Origin of the sequence: Rhizobium sp. PvP014 (assembly GCF_017876855.1) — a bacterium.
Taxonomy (GTDB): Bacteria; Pseudomonadota; Alphaproteobacteria; order Rhizobiales; family Rhizobiaceae; genus Neorhizobium; species Neorhizobium soli.
The window spans coordinates 1209600-1227038 of sequence record NZ_JAGIOT010000002.1 but is presented as its reverse complement, the minus strand read 5'-3'; the positions used below and the strand labels follow the sequence as shown (position 1 = coordinate 1227038).

The following is a 17439-nucleotide window of genomic DNA, read 5'->3' as shown; positions in this document are numbered from 1 at the left end:
ACAGACTTAAAAAGACAAAGGCAGGAAACAATGGCTCAGTCCTACGATCTCATCGTTATCGGCGCCGGTCCGGGCGGTTATATCGCCGCGATCCGTGCATCCCAGCTGGGCATGAAGGTTGCCGTCGTCGAGCGCGAGCATCTGGCCGGCATCTGCTCCAACTGGGGCTGCATCCCGACGAAGGCGCTGCTTCGGACCGCCGACGTGCTGCATACGGCGCAGCATGCCAAGGATTACGGCCTGACGCTGGAGGGCACGATCACGCCCGACGTCAAGGCTGTCGTTGCGCGGTCGCGCGGCATTGCCAACCGCATGAACAGCGGCGTCGGCTTCCTCTTCAAGAAGAACAAGATCGATATCATCTGGGGCGAAGCCAAGGTCACTAAGCCGGCATCCGGTTCGCAGATGGCCGAGATCGTCGTCGGCAAGATCACCAAGGAGATTGTCCAGCCGCAGGGTCCTGTGCCCAAGAACACGCTGGGCGAGGGCACCTACACCGCCAAGCACGTGATCGTCGCCACGGGCGCCCGTCCGCGTGCGCTGCCGGGCATCGAGCCGGATGGCAAGCTGATCTGGACCTACTTCGAAGCGATGAAGCCGGAAGAGTTGCCGAAGTCGCTGCTCGTCATGGGTTCCGGCGCGATCGGCATCGAGTTCGCGTCCTTCTATCGCACGATGGGCGTCGACGTGACCGTGGTGGAAATCATGAGCCAGGTCATGCCGGTCGAGGATGCCGAGATTTCGGCCTTCGCCAAGAAGCAGTTCGACAAGCAGGGCATCAAGATCCACCTCGAAGCCAAGGTCGCGAAGGTCGAGAAGGGTGCAAACTCGATCACGGCCACGATCGAGAAGAAGGACGGCACGTCGGAGAAGATCACCGCAGATCGGATGATCTCGGCTGTCGGCGTGCAGGCCAATATCGAGAATATCGGGCTTGAGGCTGTCGGCGTGAAGACCGACCGCGGCTTTATCGTCATCGACGGTTACGGCAAGACCAATGTCGAGGGTATCTATGCGATCGGCGATGTCGCCGGCGGTCCGCTGCTTGCGCACAAGGCCGAGCATGAGGCCGTCGTCTGCGTCGAGAAGATCGCCGGCCTGCCCAACGTGCACGCCATGGACAAGAGCAAGATCCCGGGCTGCACCTATTGCAATCCGCAGGTCGCCTCGGTCGGTCTGACGGAAGCGAAAGCCAAGGAGCAGGGCCGCGAGATCCGCGTCGGCCGCTTCTCGTTTGCGGCGAACGGCAAAGCGGTTGCGCTCGGCGAGGACCAGGGCATGGTCAAGACGATCTTCGACAAGAAGACCGGCGAACTGATCGGTGCGCATATGGTCGGGGCGGAAGTGACCGAACTGATCCAGGGCTTCGTCGTCGCCATGAACCTCGAGACGACGGAAGAAGACCTGATGCACACCATCTTCCCCCATCCGACGATTTCGGAATCGATGAAGGAAAGCGTGCTCGACGCCTATGGTCGCGTCCTGAACGCTTAGGTCTCAGCCCGATTGCATATGGGCGGCTCGCCGCCCATATCTGCTGATAAGGATTTGAACGGAGTAAGACATGGGCGTGGGCTGGTTTGCAGCAATCATCATCGGAGGCCTGGCAGGCTGGCTTGCCGGCAAGCTGATGGATATGCGCTTCGGCATCTTCATGAACATCGTGATCGGCATTGTCGGCGCGGTGATTGCCAATGCGATCTTCGATTCTGCCAACATCCATGTCGCCAGCGGTTGGCTGGGTTACCTCGTGCAGGGTTTCGTCGGCTCGTGCATTTTGCTATTTGTCGCAAAACTCGTCAGGCGTTGACGGTACCCGCATTCAAGGCGGTTGAGGACAGTAATTTATGGTCACCATTCTCGACAGGATAAACCTCATCACCCCTGCAACGGGCGATGAGAAGCGTGTCCGCCATCCGGAAAAGGCGCATCGGCCAGATACCGAGGTGCTGCGCAAGCCCGAATGGATCCGTGTCAAGGCGCCGGTTTCCAAGGGCTATCAGGAAACCCGCTCGATCGTGAAGGAGCACAAGCTCGTCACTGTTTGTGAAGAAGCGGGTTGCCCCAACATCGGCGAGTGCTGGGACAAGAAGCACGCCACGTTCATGATCATGGGCGAGATCTGCACGCGCGCCTGCGCCTTCTGCAACGTCTCGACAGGAAAGCCGAACGCGCTCGACCTGTCAGAGCCTGAAAACGTCGCAAAGGCCGTCAAGGAGATGGGCCTGCAACACGTCGTCATCACCTCGGTCGATCGTGACGATCTGGCCGACGGCGGTGCCGAGCATTTCGAGAAGGTGATCTGGGCGATCCGTGCGGCGTCACCGTTGACGACGATCGAGATCCTGACGCCGGACTTCCTCAAGAAGCCGGGCGCTCTCGAGCGCGTCGTTGCGGCAAAGCCCGACGTCTTCAACCACAATATGGAGACGGTTCCTGGCAACTACCTGACGGTTCGCCCCGGTGCGCGGTATTTCCACTCGGTTCGTCTGCTGCAGCGGGTGAAGGAACTGGATCCGACGATGTTTACCAAGTCGGGCATCATGGTCGGCCTCGGCGAAGAGCGCAACGAAGTGCTGCAGCTGATGGACGACCTGCGGACCGCCGACGTCGACTTCCTGACGATCGGCCAGTATCTGCAGCCGACCCGCAAGCATCATGCGGTGATGAGTTTCGTGACGCCGGAGGAGTTCAAGTCCTACGAGACCGTGGCCTATACGAAGGGCTTCCTGATGGTGGCGTCCAGCCCGCTGACGCGGTCGTCGCATCACGCAGGCGATGATTTCGCCCGTCTGCGCGCCAATCGCGCCCGCAAGCTGCTCGCAGCAGCGGTGTAATCCGCACTTCTGCGGTCTGGCGGCCGATCACTCGGCCGCTTGAATCTTCTCGATCTTATCCTGGTTCTTGTCCTGCCCGCGGCGGCGCTCGCGCAGCGTCGTGCGATGTCCGCGTGTCTCGGCTTTCGCCATTTCCACAAAATAGGCGAGCATGGGGAGCTGGTTCATATCGGCCAGTTGCTTGGCGGATTCGAGCAGCTTGATCATTTGCGTGAAGTCATCCATGGAATGCGTCTTTCCGACAGGTAAAGGCCAGTCATCTCCCGTGAAGCGTTATACGCAGGATTGATCCCGCGGATCATTACAACTTCATTGCTGAGACATTAAAATTATTTAATCTTGGGCCTCCCGTTATCGAGCCGAGCGGCGACGTCCCAGATATGCCTTGAAGCAACAACCCGCCAGAGGGCGGGGCGATTTTTTTGGACGACAGCGAGAGCGCAGGATTTGGGCGCGCCTGATGTTGAAATCGCACCGACACATGCGTCAGCTTCTTGATCTTCTGCCTGTGCGCGATTAACTCCACGACATGCCCAAGTTCGAAATACGTCGCCCCGTCAAGCATAGTCCCGAGAAGATGTACGCGCTCGTCGCCGACATCGAGAAATATCCGGAATTCCTGCCGCTTTGTGAAGCGCTGTCGATCCGTTCCCGCAAGGAACGCGACGGCAAGGAGTTGCTGCTTGCCGACATGACCGTCGGCTACAAGGCGATCCGTGAGACTTTTACGACCCAGGTCCTGCTGCATCCGGCGGAGCAGGCGATCGATGTCAAATATATCGAAGGTCCGTTCAAGTATCTCGATAACCGCTGGCGGTTCGAGCCGGCGACGGACGGTTCCGACGGTTGCACCGTTGCCTTCTTCATCGACTATGAATTCAAGAGCATGATTCTCGGCGCGCTGATGGGTTCGATGTTCGACCGCGCTTTCCGCATGTTTGCTGAAGCGTTCGAAGCGCGCGCGGACAAGATCTACGCCTGATTGGGGTCAGGCTCAGGCCGCCGCCTCGAGCAGCATGTCCAACGCTGTCATGATGGTCTCAATCCGGATCTCGGTTCGGCCGATGTCGCCATAGCGCATCTCCCGGTGCAGGATCTTTCCGTTCCGGCCGCGCGCTGCGAGATGGACCAGCCCGACTGGCTTTTCGGCCGAGCCGCCGCCGGGGCCTGCTATGCCTGTTACGGCAACAGCGAGATCGGCGCGGGAGCGGAACAGGGCGCCAGTTGCCATCAGCAGGGCAGTCTCCCTTGAGACGGCGCCGTGTGTTGCAAGCACCGATGAGGGCACTCCCAGCATGTCTGTCTTCGCGTCATTGGTATAAGTCACGAAGCCGCGGTCGACGACCGCCGACGACCCGGCGATTTCGGTGAGCGCTCCGGCGATCAGGCCGCCGGTGCAGGATTCCGCCGTCGAGACCATCAGCTTGCGCGCCGAAAACGTCTCGATGATGCGCCGGGCCTGTGCCTTGATATCATCAGGAAAGAGGCTCATGCCCGCACCGATCCGAACACCACGGTGGCTGTGGCAATCGCTGCGATCCCCTCGCCACGGCCGACAAAGCCGATCTTCTCGTTGGTTGTCGCCTTGACCGAACAGCGGTCGAGCGAGATGCCGAGGATTTCGGCGAGCTTTTCGCGCATTTCCTGACGATGCGGACCGACCTTGGGGGCTTCCGCAATCAGCGACACATCGGCATTCATGATGGTGCCGCCGTGTTCGCGGACGATCTTCGCCGCGTGTTCGAGAAAGATCCTTGAGGCGGCACCCTTCCACTGCATGTCGGACGGTGGAAAGTGGTCGCCGATGTCACCGGCGCCGCAGGTGGCGAGCAGCGCGTCGGTGAGGGCATGCAGCGCCACGTCGGCATCCGAATGGCCGCTCAGCTTCTGATCGTGCGGAATGAAGATCCCGCACAGCGTCACGCCGTCGCCGGACACGAGCTGGTGGACGTCGTAGCCATTGCCGGTGCGAACATCCGGCTGATAGTGTGGGGCAGGGTTGCCCTGCGTGAGTTTTTCGTCAGCCATATCGATATCCCGCTTCAGCGTCAGTTTGATATTGTCGACGGAGCCTTCCACAATCGTCACGGCAAGGCCCGCCCATTCGGCGATCGAGGCATCGTCGGTGAAGTCGTCGTGGCGAAGGGCTGCGGCCTTTTCATGCGCGGTGCGAATTTCCGAGAGACGGAAGCTCTGCGGTGTCTGGGCCGCATAGAGCCCCGCCCGCGAAACCGTTTCGTGCACCAGCCCGTCCGATCCGCCACGCTTCAGCGTATCGGTCACCTCCATCGCCGGCAAGATTCCGTCATTGCCCGCGGCAAAGCCCTCTGCAATGCGATCCAGCAGTGCGTGGTCGACGAAAGGGCGCGCCGCGTCATGGATCATCACGTGGGTCGCCTCCGTTGCCGCAAGCGCCCGCAGGCCCTCGTAGACGGAGCGCTGCCTTGTATCGCCGCCGAAGGTGACAATGATGTTCTCGGCTCCGCCAAGTCCGTCCGTCGAGGCGGCGTAGAGCGCCTCGTCTTCCGGGTGAATGACCACGACGATCGGGCCGCTCTTTGGCCAGGTCAGAAATTTCTGCAGCGTATGATGAATGACCGGCAAGCCACCGATACGGCGATATTGTTTCGGCCCGTCTCCCGGCGCACCCGCACGCTCTCCGCGGCCAGCGGCCACGATGACGATGCCTATCTTGAAGATCTCGCCGTCCATGAGCCCTCGGAAATTGGTGGGAGGTTGACAGCCGCAGAACTATAGGACCAAAAGCCTTTATTCCAGCACGTCGCTTAAAAATAACGCAGCTCGTGAATTGCCCTTGGCAAACGCATGACTCCTGAATAAAAATAGTGCAGAAGAATTATCTGCCCGAAAGATCATCATTTGTCGCTCCCTGATCTATCCTCATCTTTTCATATCGGGCCAGTCGCCATCCGTAATCGGGTCGTCCTGGCGCCGATGTCCGGCGTGACCGATCTGCCGTTCCGCACCCTTGCCTGGCGCCACGGAGCAGGTTTGGTCGTGACCGAGATGGTTGCGAGCCGCGAGCTGGTGATGAACCGGGAGGAATCCTGGTCGCGGCTGCAGGGGACAGGGATTACGCCGCATATGGTGCAGCTCGCCGGTCGCGAAGCGCACTGGATGGCGGAGGCGGCAAAGATCGCCGAAGCCAATGGTGCCGATATCATCGACATCAACATGGGCTGTCCGGCCAAAAAGGTGACGGGTGGCTATTCCGGTTCGGCGCTGATGCGCGATCCCGATCACGCGCTGTCGATGATCGAGGCGACCGTCAAGGCGGTCAACGTGCCTGTCACCGTCAAGATGCGGCTCGGCTGGGACGAGAACACCATCAACGCACCGGAAATTTCGCGCCGCGCCGAACAGGCAGGTGCCCGGATGATCACCATCCATGGCCGCACCCGCATGCAGTTCTACGAGGGCAAGGCGGACTGGGATGCCATTCGTGCCGTGCGCGATGAAATCAAGATCCCGCTCATCGCCAATGGAGATGTCGAGACGCCGGAAGATGCGGCCGAGATCATCCGGCGCTCGGGCGCCGATGCGGTCATGGTCGGACGCGGTGCGCAGGGTCGTCCCTGGCATATCGGATGGCTTGCCGGCGCTTCTGCACCGGGCCGCGAGGAGATGGCTGTCATCGTCGTTGAACATTACGAAGCGATGCTGGAGCTTTATGGCCGTGAGGCCGGGCTTCGACACGCGAGGAAACATCTCGGCTGGTATCTCGACCGGTTCGCGCCGAACCTGCCGGCAGATCAGAAGGGCGCAATCATGATATCGAAGAACGCGACCGACGTTTCGAAAAGAATGTCGTCGGCACTGCTCGACGGTGCGTTCGATGAGTCGGCAAGGAAGGCAGCATGACCAAGTCTCCCGCACCCGATGCCGCGCAGGGACAAGCGCTGGCCATGGCGGTTCTCAATTCCGTTCAGAACCCGGTCATTCTTGTCGATGCCGAAGGCAGGGTCGCATTTGCCAACTGGGAAGCCGAGTCGTTCTTCGGCTCCAGCGCCTCGCATCTGGCCAAGAACACGATCTCGAGTTTCATTCCGTTCGGAAGCCCGCTTCTTGCGCTGATCGATCAGGTGCGCGAGCGCAAGGCGCCCGTCAACGAGTACCGTGTCGACCTGTCGTCGCCGCGGCTCGGACAGGAAAAGCTGGTCGACCTCTATGTGGCTCCTGTCGTCAGCGAACCGGGGTCTGTCGTCGTGGTGTTCCAGGAGCGCTCGATGGCCGACAAGATCGACCGCCAGCTGACCCATAGGGCTGCGGCGCGATCGGTCACCGGCCTTGCGTCGATGCTGGCGCATGAGATCAAGAACCCGCTCTCCGGCATCCGCGGCGCGGCCCAGCTCCTCGAGTCGGTCGTGCCGGACGAAGACCGCTCACTGACCCGGCTCATCTGCGACGAGACCGACCGCATCGTGTCGCTGGTCGACCGCATGGAAGTGTTTTCCGACGAGCGTCCGATCGACCGGATGGCGCTCAACATCCACTCCGTGCTCGATCACGTGAAGGCCATCGCCAAGGCCGGGTTCGGACGCGACATCAAAATCGCGGAAATGTACGATCCGTCGCTGCCGCCGGTCTATGCGAACCGCGACCAGCTGGTGCAGGTGTTTTTGAACCTCATCAAGAATGCCGCCGAAGCGGTGGGTGATCAGCCGGATGCGGAGATCATGCTGACCACCGCCTACCGGCCGGGCATCCGCCTGTCGGTTGCCGGCACGCGGGAGAAGATCTCGCTGCCGCTGGAATTTTGCGTCATCGACAACGGTCCGGGCGTCCCGGCCGATATCCTGCCGCATCTGTTTGACCCCTTCATCACCACCAAGACGAACGGTTCCGGCCTTGGTCTGGCGCTGGTTGCTAAGATCATTGGTGCCCATGGCGGCATCATCGAATGCGACAGCCAGCCGCGCCGGACGATATTCCGCGTTCTTATGCCCATGCACAAGGAAGAAGGCGGCGATGGCCGCGCCTTGAACTTCACAGGAAGCGATTAATGACTGCCACGATCCTTGTCGCAGACGACGACGCAGCCATCCGCACGGTTCTCAACCAGGCGCTGACCCGCGCCGGTTATGACGTCCGCATCACATCGAATGCCGCAACGCTGTGGCGCTGGATTTCCGCCGGCGAGGGCGATCTTGTCGTCACCGACGTGATCATGCCGGATGAGAATGCGTTCGATCTTCTGCCGCGTATCAAGAAGGCGAGACCGGATCTTCCGGTACTGGTCATGAGCGCCCAGAACACATTCATGACCGCCATCAAGGCCTCGGAGAAGGGCGCCTACGACTATCTGCCGAAGCCGTTCGACCTCACCGAGCTGATCGCCATCATCGGGCGGGCGCTGGCCGAGCCGAAGCGCAAGCCGGCCCGGCTCGACGACGATACGCAGGACGGCATGCCGCTGGTCGGCCGTTCGACGGCGATGCAGGAAATCTACCGGGTTCTGGCGCGTCTGATGCAGACAGACCTGACGCTGATGATTACCGGGGAGTCGGGCACCGGCAAGGAACTGGTCGCCCGCGCGCTGCATGACTACGGCAAGCGCCGCAACGGCCCCTTCGTGGCCATCAACATGGCGGCAATTCCGCGCGATCTGATCGAGTCGGAACTGTTCGGCCACGAAAAGGGAGCCTTCACCGGCGCCCAGAACCGTTCCACCGGCCGTTTCGAACAGGCAGAAGGCGGCACGCTGTTTCTCGACGAAATCGGCGACATGCCGATGGATGCCCAGACACGGCTTCTTCGCGTTCTGCAGCAGGGCGAATACACGACGGTTGGCGGCCGTACGCCGATCCGCACCGACGTGCGCATCGTTGCCGCGACCAACAAGGACCTCAAACAACTCATCAACCAGGGTCTGTTCCGCGAGGACCTTTACTATCGCCTCAACGTCGTTCCGTTGCGCCTTCCACCGCTCAGGGATCGCGCCGAAGATATTCCCGATCTCGTCCGCCATTTCATGCAGATGGCGGAGAAGGAGGGTCTCGACGGCAAGCGTTTCGAAACTGAAGCGCTGGATGCGATGAAGGCCTATGCCTGGCCGGGCAACGTCCGCGAGCTGGAAAACCTCGTGCGCCGCCTGATGGCGCTTTATCCACAGGATGTGATCACCCGCGAGATCATCGAGACGGAGCTACGCTCCGACGTGCCGGATAGCCCGATCGACAAGATGACGGCCCGTTCAGGGTCTCTCACCATTGCCCAGGCGGTCGAAGAGAACATGCGGTCATACTTTGCCGGTTTCGGCGAAAACCTGCCGCCGCCAGGTCTTTACGACCGGGTTTTGACGGAAATGGAGTATCCGCTGATCCTTGCCGCGCTGACTGCCACCCGTGGTAACCAGATCAAGGCAGCAGATCTTCTCGGTCTCAACCGAAACACGCTGCGCAAGAAGATCCGGGAACTGGGCGTTTCGGTCTATCGAAGCTCCCGCGGTGCGTAAGCGGTAGCGGCTTTTTTGCCACAATCGCTTGACACTCCGGCCTCATCGTTGCATTTTCGCCACAAAGCGTTGCTTAAACGTCACGCAGATTTACGCTTCGGTCTGAGCCTCCAAGCTCCGCCGAGCAGCGCGAGTTTTCGTTGCAAATGAATGACTGGCGTCTCCGTCCGGATGAGAGATCCGCACCTGCCACGCCACGAAGGCCGGGGTTTTAATCATGACGGATGGCGCTGCATTGCAGTTGGCCGAAGCGGAGCCGGCAGCTGTGGTTCACGATCGGCGTGCATCTTTCGCGCTGCCGGGCCTGTTGCTCGCTGGCGGTGCGCTGATCTGCGCCACGCTGACCTTGTTCGTGCTGCTCGGCATTACGCCGGTGGCACCGACAACGAATGTCGTCATAGCCTCTGCCGCGGTCAACTCGCTGTTCATTCTGGGCCTTGTCTACCTGATCGGCAGAGAGGTCGGACGACTGGTAAAGGCCAGACGTCGTGGCCGTGCGGCGGCCCGTCTACATGTGCGCATCGTCGTGCTGTTCTCGTTCGTGGCGATCACGCCCGCCGTGCTGGTTGCGATCTTCGCCAGCCTGACGCTGAGCGTCGGTCTCGACCGCTGGTTTTCGCTGCGCACGCAGTCGATCGTGCAGTCGTCGCAGGACGTTGCGCGTGCCTATATGATGGAGAACGCAAGTTACCTTCAGGGCCAGACCGTCTCGATGTCGAACGACCTCGAGCGGAACCGGGCGATGTATTATCTCGACCGGACCGGTTTCATCGATCTGCTGACCCGTCAGGCCCGGGGGCGTGGTCTGCTCGGCGCTTTCCTGGTTCAGGAAGATGGCCAGGCGGTCGCGCAGGCCGACATCAAGACGGAAAAGCCGCTGCCGGCCATTCCTCAGGATGCCCTCAAGAGTGCTGCGTCCGGTCAGCCGACGCTGATCCCGCCGGGCATTACCAATCTGGTTGGCGCCGTCATCAAGATCGATACGATCCCGGGCGCCTTTCTCTACACGATCCGGGCCGTCGATCCGCGCGTCATGAACGCGATGCGGCTGATGGAGGAGAACACCGCCGAATACAAGGCGATGGAAGCCGGGCGCATGTCGCTGCAGGTCGCCTTCGCGGTGCTCTATCTCGGCTTTGCGCTGATCGTGCTTCTGGCCGCCATCTGGGCCGCCATTGCCGTCGCCGACCGTATCGTGCGGCCGATCCGGCTGCTGATCAGTGCGGCAGACAGCGTCGCGACCGGCAATCTCAACGTCGTCGTCCCGGTTCGCACTGTTGACGGCGATGTGGGCAGCCTGTCGCGCACCTTCAACAAGATGATTTCCGAGATCCGCAGCCAGCGCGATGAAATCCTTGAGGCCAAGGACGAGGTCGACGACCGCCGCCGGTTTATCGAAGCCGTGCTATCGGGCGTGACCGCGGCTGTCATCGGCGTCGAGGCCGACCGCCGCATCACCATCGTCAATCCGACGGCGGAAGACTTTCTCGGTGCGCCTGCCGAGGAGCTGATGGGCAAGACGCTGGATGACGTCGCGCCTGAAATCGACCATGTGCTGACCGAGGCGACCGCCCGTTCGCGTGGTGATTTCCGCAAGCAGGTCAACCTGATGCGCAATGGCACCGAGCGGACGCTCTCCGTCCAGGTCACCCGTGAAGAGCAGCGTTCGCCGCAGGATGCCTATGTCATCACGCTGGATGACATTACTGACCTCGTGATCGCGCAGCGCTCCACTGCCTGGGCGGATGTGGCGCGGCGTATCGCGCACGAGATCAAGAACCCGCTCACCCCGATCCAGCTTTCCGCCGAGCGCCTGAAGCGCCGCTACGGCAAGCAGATCGACCCCAGCGACCGGGCCGTGTTCGACCAGTGCACCGATACGATCGTGCGCCAAGTGGGCGATATCGGCCGCATGGTCGATGAGTTTTCCTCGTTTGCCCGCATGCCGAAGCCGGCCAAGGAAGATGCGGACCTGCGCGATATCCTGCGCGATGCCATCTTCCTCCGCGAAATGGGTGAGACACATGTGGACTTCATTCGCGAGCTCGGAGATCAACCGCTGAAAGGTCTGTTCGATGCCCGCATGCTGGGCCAGGCTTTCGGAAACCTCGTCAAGAATGCTGTCGAGGCGATCGAGGCGGTGCCGAGCGATCAAGAGCGCGACGGCCGCAAGATCATGGTTCGTGCTGCTCTCGAAAAAGGCCGGGACACGTTCGTCGTCGATATCATCGACAACGGCAACGGACTGCCGACCGAGAACCGGCACCGCATTCTGGAGCCTTACATGACGATGCGCGAGAAGGGCACGGGCCTTGGCCTCGCGATCGTCAAGAAGATCATCGAGGAGCACGGCGGACAGCTGGAGCTTCACGATGCTCCCAACGATTTCGATCATGGCAAGGGCGCCATGATCCGGGTGCTGCTGCCGCATGTCGAGCGGGTGGCAAAGCCCAACACAGATAATAACGATAAGGAACTGGCATATGGCATCTGATATTCTTGTCGTCGATGACGAGGCCGACATTCGTGACATCGTTTCGGGGATCCTGTCCGACGAAGGCCATGAAACGCGAACGGCCCACGATGCGGACAGCGCGCTTGCGACGATATCCGACCGTGTGCCACGGCTCGTCTTTCTCGATATCTGGATGCAGGGATCACGGCTCGATGGGCTCGCGCTCCTCGAGGAGATCAAGTCCCGTCATCCGGATCTCCCCGTCGTCATGATTTCCGGTCACGGCAATGTCGAGACGGCAGTTTCAGCCATCAAGCGCGGTGCCTTCGACTTTATCGAAAAGCCGTTCAAGGCCGATCGGCTGATCCTGATTGCGGAGCGGGCGCTCGAAAACTCCAAGCTGAAGCGCGAAGTGACAGAGCTGAAGCGCCGCACCGGTGACGCCGCCGAACTCGTCGGCACGTCGGTTGCCGTGTCGCAGCTTCGCCAGACGATCGAGAAGGTATCGCCCACCAACAGCCGCATCATGATCCTTGGCCCATCCGGTTCCGGCAAGGAGCTGGTGGCACGGATGATCCACAAGAAGTCCTCGCGCGTGACGGGTCCGTTCGTGGCGCTCAACGCTGCAACGATCACGCCTGACCGCATGGAGATCGCTCTGTTCGGGACCGAGGGTGGCCCCGGCCAGCCCCGCAAGATCGGCGCGCTGGAAGAGGCGCATCGCGGCATTCTCTATCTCGACGAGATCGGTGAAATGCCGCGCGAGACGCAGAACAAGATCCTGCGCGTACTTGTTGATCAGCAGTTCGAACGCGTCGGCGGTTCCAAGCGGGTCAAGGTGGATGTCCGCATCATCTCGTCCACCGCCCTCAATCTCGAGAGCCTGATTGCCGAAGGGGCGTTTCGCGAAGATCTCTATCACCGCCTCGCGGTCGTGCCGGTCAAGGTGCCGGCGCTTGCCGAGCGGCGGGAGGATATTCCGTTCCTGGTCGACATGTTCATGCGCCAGATCTCCGAGCAGGCGGGCATCCGCGCCCGCAAGATCGGTGACGATGCCATGGCGGTTCTGCAGGCGCATGACTGGCCGGGCAACATCCGCCAGCTGCGCAACAATATCGAACGGCTGATGATCCTTGCCCGCACCGACGGTCCGGACACCGCGATATCAGCGGACATGCTGCCGCCCGATCTCGGCGACATGCTGCCGAAAGTCTCATCGAAGGGCGATGTGCATATCATGACGCTGCCCCTGCGCGAGGCGCGTGAAATGTTCGAACGCGACTATCTCGTCGCGCAGATCAACCGTTTTGGCGGCAATATTTCGCGCACCGCGGAATTCGTCGGCATGGAGCGCTCGGCGCTGCACCGCAAACTGAAGTCGCTGGGCGTGTAAGGGATCATCATGCGTATCGCTTACGTCAACGGCCAGTATGTCAGGCACTCCGAGGCTGCTGTTCATATCGAGGATCGCGGTTTCCAGTTCGCCGATGGTGTCTACGAAGTCTGCGAGGTCCGGGACGGGCTGATCGTAGATCTGACGCGGCACCTGAACCGGCTCGACCGGTCGCTGAGCGAGCTGCGCATCGTGCAGCCGATGAGCCGCGCGGCACTCACCCTCGTCATCCGGGAGGTGCTGCGCCGCAACCGGGTCCGCAACGGCATCTTCTACATGCAGGTGACCCGCGGGGCGGCAAAGCGCGACCATTTCTTCCCGCCGGAGGGGACGGCTCCGACCATCACGATCACTGCCAAAAGCACCGATCCGTCGCTGCTTGCCAAGAAGTACGCAACCGGCATCAAGGTGATCACGCTTCTCGAAAACCGCTGGGATCGAGTCGACATCAAGACTGTCGGCCTCTTGCCCAACGTTCTTGCCAAGCAGCAGGCCCGTGATGCGGGTGCCCATGACGCGATCTTCGTGACGCGCGACGGCATGGTGCTGGAAGGTGCGTCGGCCAATGCCTGGATCGTCACGCCGGATGGCAAGCTCGTCACGCGGCCGGCGGAGCATGGGATCCTGAAGGGCATCACCCGCACCACGGCGATCGACGTTGCGGCGAAGCTCGGCCTGGTTTTTGTCGAGCGGGAGTTCTCCGTGGACGAAATGCATGGCGCCCGCGAGGCCTTCATGACATCCGCAACCGGCATTTGCGTTCCGGTCGTCGAGGTCGATGGTAAGCCCGTCGCGAACGGCCATCCAGGCACCGTCTCAAGCGATATAAGGGACGCTTTTTTCGCGATTGCGGAGAAGACGGCGATTTGATAACCAGACTGTCAGGGGAAGGGAAACACGAGGGCGTTTCCCGCTCAACTCTAGAAATTTTGATCAGCTTCCGGCAATGACCGGCAAGAAAGAAAGAAGCGACGCTATGGCGGAACGTTCTCAGAACCTGCAGGATTTGTTTCTCAACACAGTCCGCAAACAGAAGATTTCCCTGACGATATTCCTGATCAACGGGGTGAAGCTCACGGGCGTCGTGACCTCGTTCGACAATTTCTGTGTGCTTCTACGCCGTGACGGACACTCGCAGCTCGTGTATAAGCACGCTATCTCCACCATCATGCCGGGCCAGCCGATGCAGATGTTCGAGACAGAAGAAAACGCTGCTTAAGGATCGATAGAATCTCCAATCGCGATACCTCGAACGAATCAATAGTCCCGGAAGCCGAAAAGCACCGGGACGACATGCGCGCTGTCGTCATCGTGCCTGTGCTGAAACAGAGCCGGGCACGCAGCGGGCAGGGTGAGGCGACAGCCACGCCTGCGCCCTCAAGACCTGCCGCGCCGCAGCGATCCAACGAAGCCCGTCTTGAAGAAGCGACCGGCCTTGCCCGTGCGATCGATCTCGAGATCGCCGAAGGCATGATCGTAACCGTCGGTCAGCCGCGGCCCGCCACGCTGATGGGCACCGGCAAGATCGAAGAGATCAAGGCACTTCTCGACGAGAAGGATGCCGGGCTCGTCATCGTCGATCATCCGCTGACACCTGTCCAGCAACGCAATCTCGAGAAGGAATGGGGCGCCAAGGTCATTGACCGCACCGGCCTCATTCTGGAAATCTTCGGCCGCCGTGCCTCCACCAAGGAAGGCACGCTGCAGGTCGATCTCGCTCACCTGAATTACCAGAAGGGCCGCCTCGTTCGGTCCTGGACCCACCTTGAACGCCAGCGCGGTGGTGCGGGCTTCATGGGCGGTCCCGGTGAAACCCAGATCGAAGCCGACAGACGGCAGTTGCAGGACAAGATCATCAAGCTCGAGAGGGAGCTTGAACAGGTCGTGCGGACCCGCCAGCTGCACCGCGCCAAACGCCGCAAGGTGCCGCATCCGATCGTGGCGCTGGTCGGCTATACCAATGCCGGCAAGTCGACGCTGTTCAACCGCATTACCGGCGCCGGTGTGCTGGCCGAGGACATGCTGTTTGCGACGCTCGATCCAACGCTGCGCCGGATGAAGCTGCCGCATGGCCGCACCGTCATCATGTCCGATACGGTCGGGTTCATCTCCGATCTTCCGACCCACCTTGTCGCCGCCTTCCGCGCGACGCTGGAAGAGGTGCTGGAAGCCGATCTCGTGCTGCATGTGCGCGACATGTCCGACCCTGACAATGCCGCCCAGTCGGCTGACGTGCTGCGCATCCTCGCCGATCTCGGGATCGACGAGAAGGAGAGCGAGAAGCGCATCATCGAGGTCTGGAACAAGATCGACCGGCTCGACCCGGAAAGCCACGACGCGCTGTTCGAGCGTGCCCAGGGGCGCGCCAACATCATGGCCGTCTCGGCGATCACAGGCGAAGGCGTCGAGGCACTGCTCGATGAAGTCTCGAACCGGCTTTCCGGCGTGCTGACCGAGGCCGAGATCGTGATCCCGGCCGATAAGCTGGCACTCGTCTCCTGGGTCTACGGCAATGCCGTGGTGAGCGAGCGTGAGGACAATGAGGACGGCTCGGTGACGCTGGTCGTCAAACTCACGGATCGGCAGGCTTCTGAACTGGAGCGCAGGCTCGGGAACGGCGCAAAGCCGGACAAGGAAGAGTGGGAGCGGTAAGACGCTCCTTCTTCATTCCCTGTAGCTGCTGCGAAGGTTCGCGGGAGCGTATTTCCCTCCATACGGATGGTAATTCGCTTTGTGAACCTATGTCGGAAAACGCCAGTCCAGTAACGCTCCATTGTGATACGTATTCATCTTCGTGGCGCGAAGCTAACGCACTGACAATATTTGAGTATTAAATAGGGTTTACGCGTAATTCACGGGCGGCGGAAGCAACCAAAGCTTGGCGGATGCATTTAGGCTGCGCTCTCCAGCTAAGGTTCGCTCCTGATGACATCATCCGTTCTTCACAAATCTGCGGGTGGCAATCCACCGCGCATCTTCTCCGACCGATCTCTGGCGGCGCTCTGCCTCCTCAATTTCTTTCTAGCCGATGCGCGTGATGGGCTCGGGCCGTTTCTTGATGCTTTCCTTGCGACGCAAGGCTGGTCATCGATGTCACTCGGCCTGATCGCCACGGTCGGTGGTTTAATCGGGCTTGCCGCAACGCCGCTTTGTGGGGCGCTGGTCGATGGAACGTCGTGGAAACGGGCGCTCGTTGCCATTCCGGTCGTGGTGGTCACCGCTGCAGCGCTGGTGACGCTTCTTTCCCCCAATCCGGCAATTGTCTGGATCGGTCAGATCGGGACCGCCGTCGTCGGCGCCGTGATCGGTCCGGCACTGGCCGGCCTGACGCTGGGTCTCGTCGGCGAGAAGCTGTTTTCGCAACAGATCGCTCGCAACGAGTTCTGGAACCACACAGGCAATTTCGCCTCGCTGTTTGCCGTCTACGTCATCATCTCGCTGTTCGGCCAGGGTGGCATGATCTGGCTGATGATCGCGACGGCGTTCGGTGCTCTTGCGGCAGTCGCAATGATCGATCCTGATCGCATCGATCACAATGTCGCCCGCGGCCTTGCGGCGAACGACGGCAGCGGAGCAGACGCTAGCGCGGCGGAGGCGCCATCCGGTTTTAGTGTGCTTCTGAAAAGCCGGGGACTTATTCTGCTTGCACTGATCCTGATGATCTTCCACTTCGGCAACGCGCCGATGAGCCGGCTGATTGCCCAGCAGTTCGCCATCGAACTCGGAACACCATTCCGGACCACGGCGATCATCACAGGCATCGCCCAGCTTTCGATGGTGGCTGTCGCGGTCGTGACGCCGTTCCTGATCCGAAGGCTCGGCCTCGCCGCGACGCTTGCGATCGGGCTTGCAGCGCTGCCGATCCGCGGGTTGATCGCCGGCAGCTTTGACGGTTTCTGGGTGGTATGGCCCGTCCAGATCCTCGACGGAGTCGGTGCCGGGCTGCTTGGCATCGTCACACCGGTTGCGGTGGAACGCATCCTGAAGGGTACAGGCCGTTTCAATGTCGGCTTTGCGAGCTTGATGACGGTCCAGGGCCTCGGCGCATCGCTCAGCAACGTCGTTGCCGGCTATGTGGTCAGCCAGGGAGGCTATGCGGTCTCGCATCTCGTCGGGGGCGGCGTCGCGCTGATCGCCGTGGCCGTCTTCGCGATCTACCACAAGGAAATCGCGCCATCGCAACAGGCGAACGGCTAAAACAGAAATGACGCGATCCCTGGGGGGTCGCGTCATTCATAATCAGATGATTAGAACGGTCTTTTAAACCAGTTTCGCAGAA

Annotated in this window: 16 protein-coding genes; 13 read left to right on the top strand and 3 right to left on the bottom strand. The window is 61.0% G+C overall.

All coding sequences use genetic code 11. The annotated features are described in order from the left end of the window. Window positions 1-30: 30 nt before the first annotated feature. From lpdA to lipA, 3 genes are all read left to right on the top strand, one after another. Window positions 31-1494 carry a dihydrolipoyl dehydrogenase gene (lpdA, locus tag J3A65_RS10530; RefSeq protein ID WP_209901070.1) on the top strand — a complete coding sequence of 488 codons (1464 nt, stop codon included), beginning with the start codon at window positions 31-33 and terminating at the stop codon, window positions 1492-1494. Between the two features lie 70 nt (window positions 1495-1564). Then, a complete protein-coding gene (locus J3A65_RS10525; RefSeq protein ID WP_113167569.1) occupies window positions 1565-1810 on the top strand; it encodes a GlsB/YeaQ/YmgE family stress response membrane protein in 246 nt (81 codons plus the stop codon). 37 nt (window positions 1811-1847) lie between these two features. Next, window positions 1848-2837 carry a lipoyl synthase gene (gene lipA, locus J3A65_RS10520; protein ID WP_113110628.1) on the top strand — a complete coding sequence of 330 codons (990 nt, stop codon included), beginning with the start codon at window positions 1848-1850 and terminating at the stop codon, window positions 2835-2837. A 27-nt stretch (window positions 2838-2864) separates the two neighbouring features. Here lipA and J3A65_RS10515 read toward each other — a convergent pair whose 3' ends face one another. Further along, window positions 2865-3062 (bottom strand): hypothetical protein, encoded by a 198-nt coding sequence (locus tag J3A65_RS10515; protein ID WP_062580987.1) that lies wholly within the window; start codon window positions 3060-3062, stop codon window positions 2865-2867. Between the two features lie 304 nt (window positions 3063-3366). Between J3A65_RS10515 and J3A65_RS10510 the strand changes: the two genes are divergently transcribed. Then, entirely contained in the window at window positions 3367-3819 is a 453-nt protein-coding gene (locus J3A65_RS10510) for a type II toxin-antitoxin system RatA family toxin (protein WP_062456381.1), read from the top strand. A 12-nt stretch (window positions 3820-3831) separates the two neighbouring features. Here J3A65_RS10510 and J3A65_RS10505 read toward each other — a convergent pair whose 3' ends face one another. Together J3A65_RS10505 and J3A65_RS10500 are read right to left on the bottom strand one after the other, a co-directional pair. Next, complete coding sequence (locus tag J3A65_RS10505) at window positions 3832-4329, bottom strand: CinA family protein (protein WP_209901068.1); 498 nt, start codon at window positions 4327-4329, stop codon at window positions 3832-3834. Then, the gene (locus tag J3A65_RS10500; protein ID WP_209901066.1) at window positions 4326-5549 is read right to left on the bottom strand and encodes a bifunctional 2-C-methyl-D-erythritol 4-phosphate cytidylyltransferase/2-C-methyl-D-erythritol 2,4-cyclodiphosphate synthase; all 1224 of its coding nucleotides are present in this window, start codon (window positions 5547-5549) and stop codon (window positions 4326-4328) included. The genes J3A65_RS10505 and J3A65_RS10500 overlap by 4 nt, the downstream gene beginning before the upstream one ends. Before the next feature lie 147 nt (window positions 5550-5696). Between J3A65_RS10500 and dusB the strand changes: the two genes are divergently transcribed. The 9 genes from dusB (at window position 5697) to J3A65_RS10455 (ending at window position 17357) form a co-directional block, all read left to right on the top strand. Further along, window positions 5697-6719, top strand: coding sequence for a tRNA dihydrouridine synthase DusB (gene dusB / locus J3A65_RS10495; RefSeq protein ID WP_209903449.1), 1023 nt, complete (start codon window positions 5697-5699; stop codon window positions 6717-6719). Further along, window positions 6716-7861, top strand: coding sequence for a nitrogen regulation protein NR(II) (locus tag J3A65_RS10490; protein ID WP_209901064.1), 1146 nt, complete (start codon window positions 6716-6718; stop codon window positions 7859-7861). The genes dusB and J3A65_RS10490 overlap by 4 nt, the downstream gene beginning before the upstream one ends. Beyond that, window positions 7861-9312, top strand: a complete 1452-nt coding sequence (ntrC, locus tag J3A65_RS10485; protein ID WP_062456396.1) for a nitrogen regulation protein NR(I) — start codon at window positions 7861-7863, stop codon at window positions 9310-9312. The genes J3A65_RS10490 and ntrC overlap by 1 nt, the downstream gene beginning before the upstream one ends. A gap of 217 nt (window positions 9313-9529) precedes the next feature. Then, window positions 9530-11806, top strand: a complete 2277-nt coding sequence (locus J3A65_RS10480) for a PAS domain-containing sensor histidine kinase (protein WP_209901062.1) — start codon at window positions 9530-9532, stop codon at window positions 11804-11806. Further along, a complete protein-coding gene (locus tag J3A65_RS10475; protein WP_062456399.1) occupies window positions 11796-13160 on the top strand; it encodes a sigma-54 dependent transcriptional regulator in 1365 nt (454 codons plus the stop codon). Before J3A65_RS10480 ends, J3A65_RS10475 begins: the two co-directional genes overlap by 11 nt. Before the next feature lie 6 nt (window positions 13161-13166). Beyond that, complete coding sequence (locus J3A65_RS10470) at window positions 13167-14030, top strand: D-amino-acid transaminase (RefSeq protein ID WP_209903447.1); 864 nt, start codon at window positions 13167-13169, stop codon at window positions 14028-14030. 106 nt (window positions 14031-14136) lie between these two features. After that, window positions 14137-14379: an RNA chaperone Hfq gene (gene hfq, locus J3A65_RS10465; protein ID WP_007757453.1), complete on the top strand. Its 243-nt coding sequence runs from the start codon at window positions 14137-14139 to the stop codon at window positions 14377-14379. Window positions 14380-14381: 2 nt separating this feature from the next. Continuing rightward, entirely contained in the window at window positions 14382-15812 is a 1431-nt protein-coding gene (gene hflX, locus J3A65_RS10460; protein ID WP_209903444.1) for a GTPase HflX, read from the top strand. 273 nt (window positions 15813-16085) lie between these two features. Continuing rightward, complete coding sequence (locus J3A65_RS10455) at window positions 16086-17357, top strand: MFS transporter (RefSeq protein WP_209901061.1); 1272 nt, start codon at window positions 16086-16088, stop codon at window positions 17355-17357. Window positions 17358-17439: the final 82 nt, after the last annotated feature.

Excerpts from the sequence above, each read along its gene's own strand:
- lipA (WP_113110628.1), top strand. The coding sequence starts at position 1,848 with ATGGTCACCATTCTCGACAGGATAAACCTCATCACCCCTGCAACGGGC.
- J3A65_RS10475 (WP_062456399.1), top strand. The coding sequence starts at position 11,796 with ATGGCATCTGATATTCTTGTCGTCGATGACGAGGCCGACATTCGTGAC.
- J3A65_RS10510 (WP_062456381.1), top strand. The coding sequence starts at position 3,367 with ATGCCCAAGTTCGAAATACGTCGCCCCGTCAAGCATAGTCCCGAGAAG.
- ntrC (WP_062456396.1), top strand. The coding sequence starts at position 7,861 with ATGACTGCCACGATCCTTGTCGCAGACGACGACGCAGCCATCCGCACG.
- hfq (WP_007757453.1), top strand. The coding sequence starts at position 14,137 with ATGGCGGAACGTTCTCAGAACCTGCAGGATTTGTTTCTCAACACAGTC.
- J3A65_RS10505 (WP_209901068.1), bottom strand. The coding sequence starts at position 4,329 with ATGAGCCTCTTTCCTGATGATATCAAGGCACAGGCCCGGCGCATCATC.
- J3A65_RS10500 (WP_209901066.1), bottom strand. The coding sequence starts at position 5,549 with ATGGACGGCGAGATCTTCAAGATAGGCATCGTCATCGTGGCCGCTGGC.
- J3A65_RS10515 (WP_062580987.1), bottom strand. The coding sequence starts at position 3,062 with ATGGATGACTTCACGCAAATGATCAAGCTGCTCGAATCCGCCAAGCAA.
- lpdA (WP_209901070.1), top strand. The coding sequence starts at position 31 with ATGGCTCAGTCCTACGATCTCATCGTTATCGGCGCCGGTCCGGGCGGT.
- J3A65_RS10525 (WP_113167569.1), top strand. The coding sequence starts at position 1,565 with ATGGGCGTGGGCTGGTTTGCAGCAATCATCATCGGAGGCCTGGCAGGC.
- J3A65_RS10490 (WP_209901064.1), top strand. The coding sequence starts at position 6,716 with ATGACCAAGTCTCCCGCACCCGATGCCGCGCAGGGACAAGCGCTGGCC.
- J3A65_RS10455 (WP_209901061.1), top strand. The coding sequence starts at position 16,086 with ATGACATCATCCGTTCTTCACAAATCTGCGGGTGGCAATCCACCGCGC.
- J3A65_RS10480 (WP_209901062.1), top strand. The coding sequence starts at position 9,530 with ATGACGGATGGCGCTGCATTGCAGTTGGCCGAAGCGGAGCCGGCAGCT.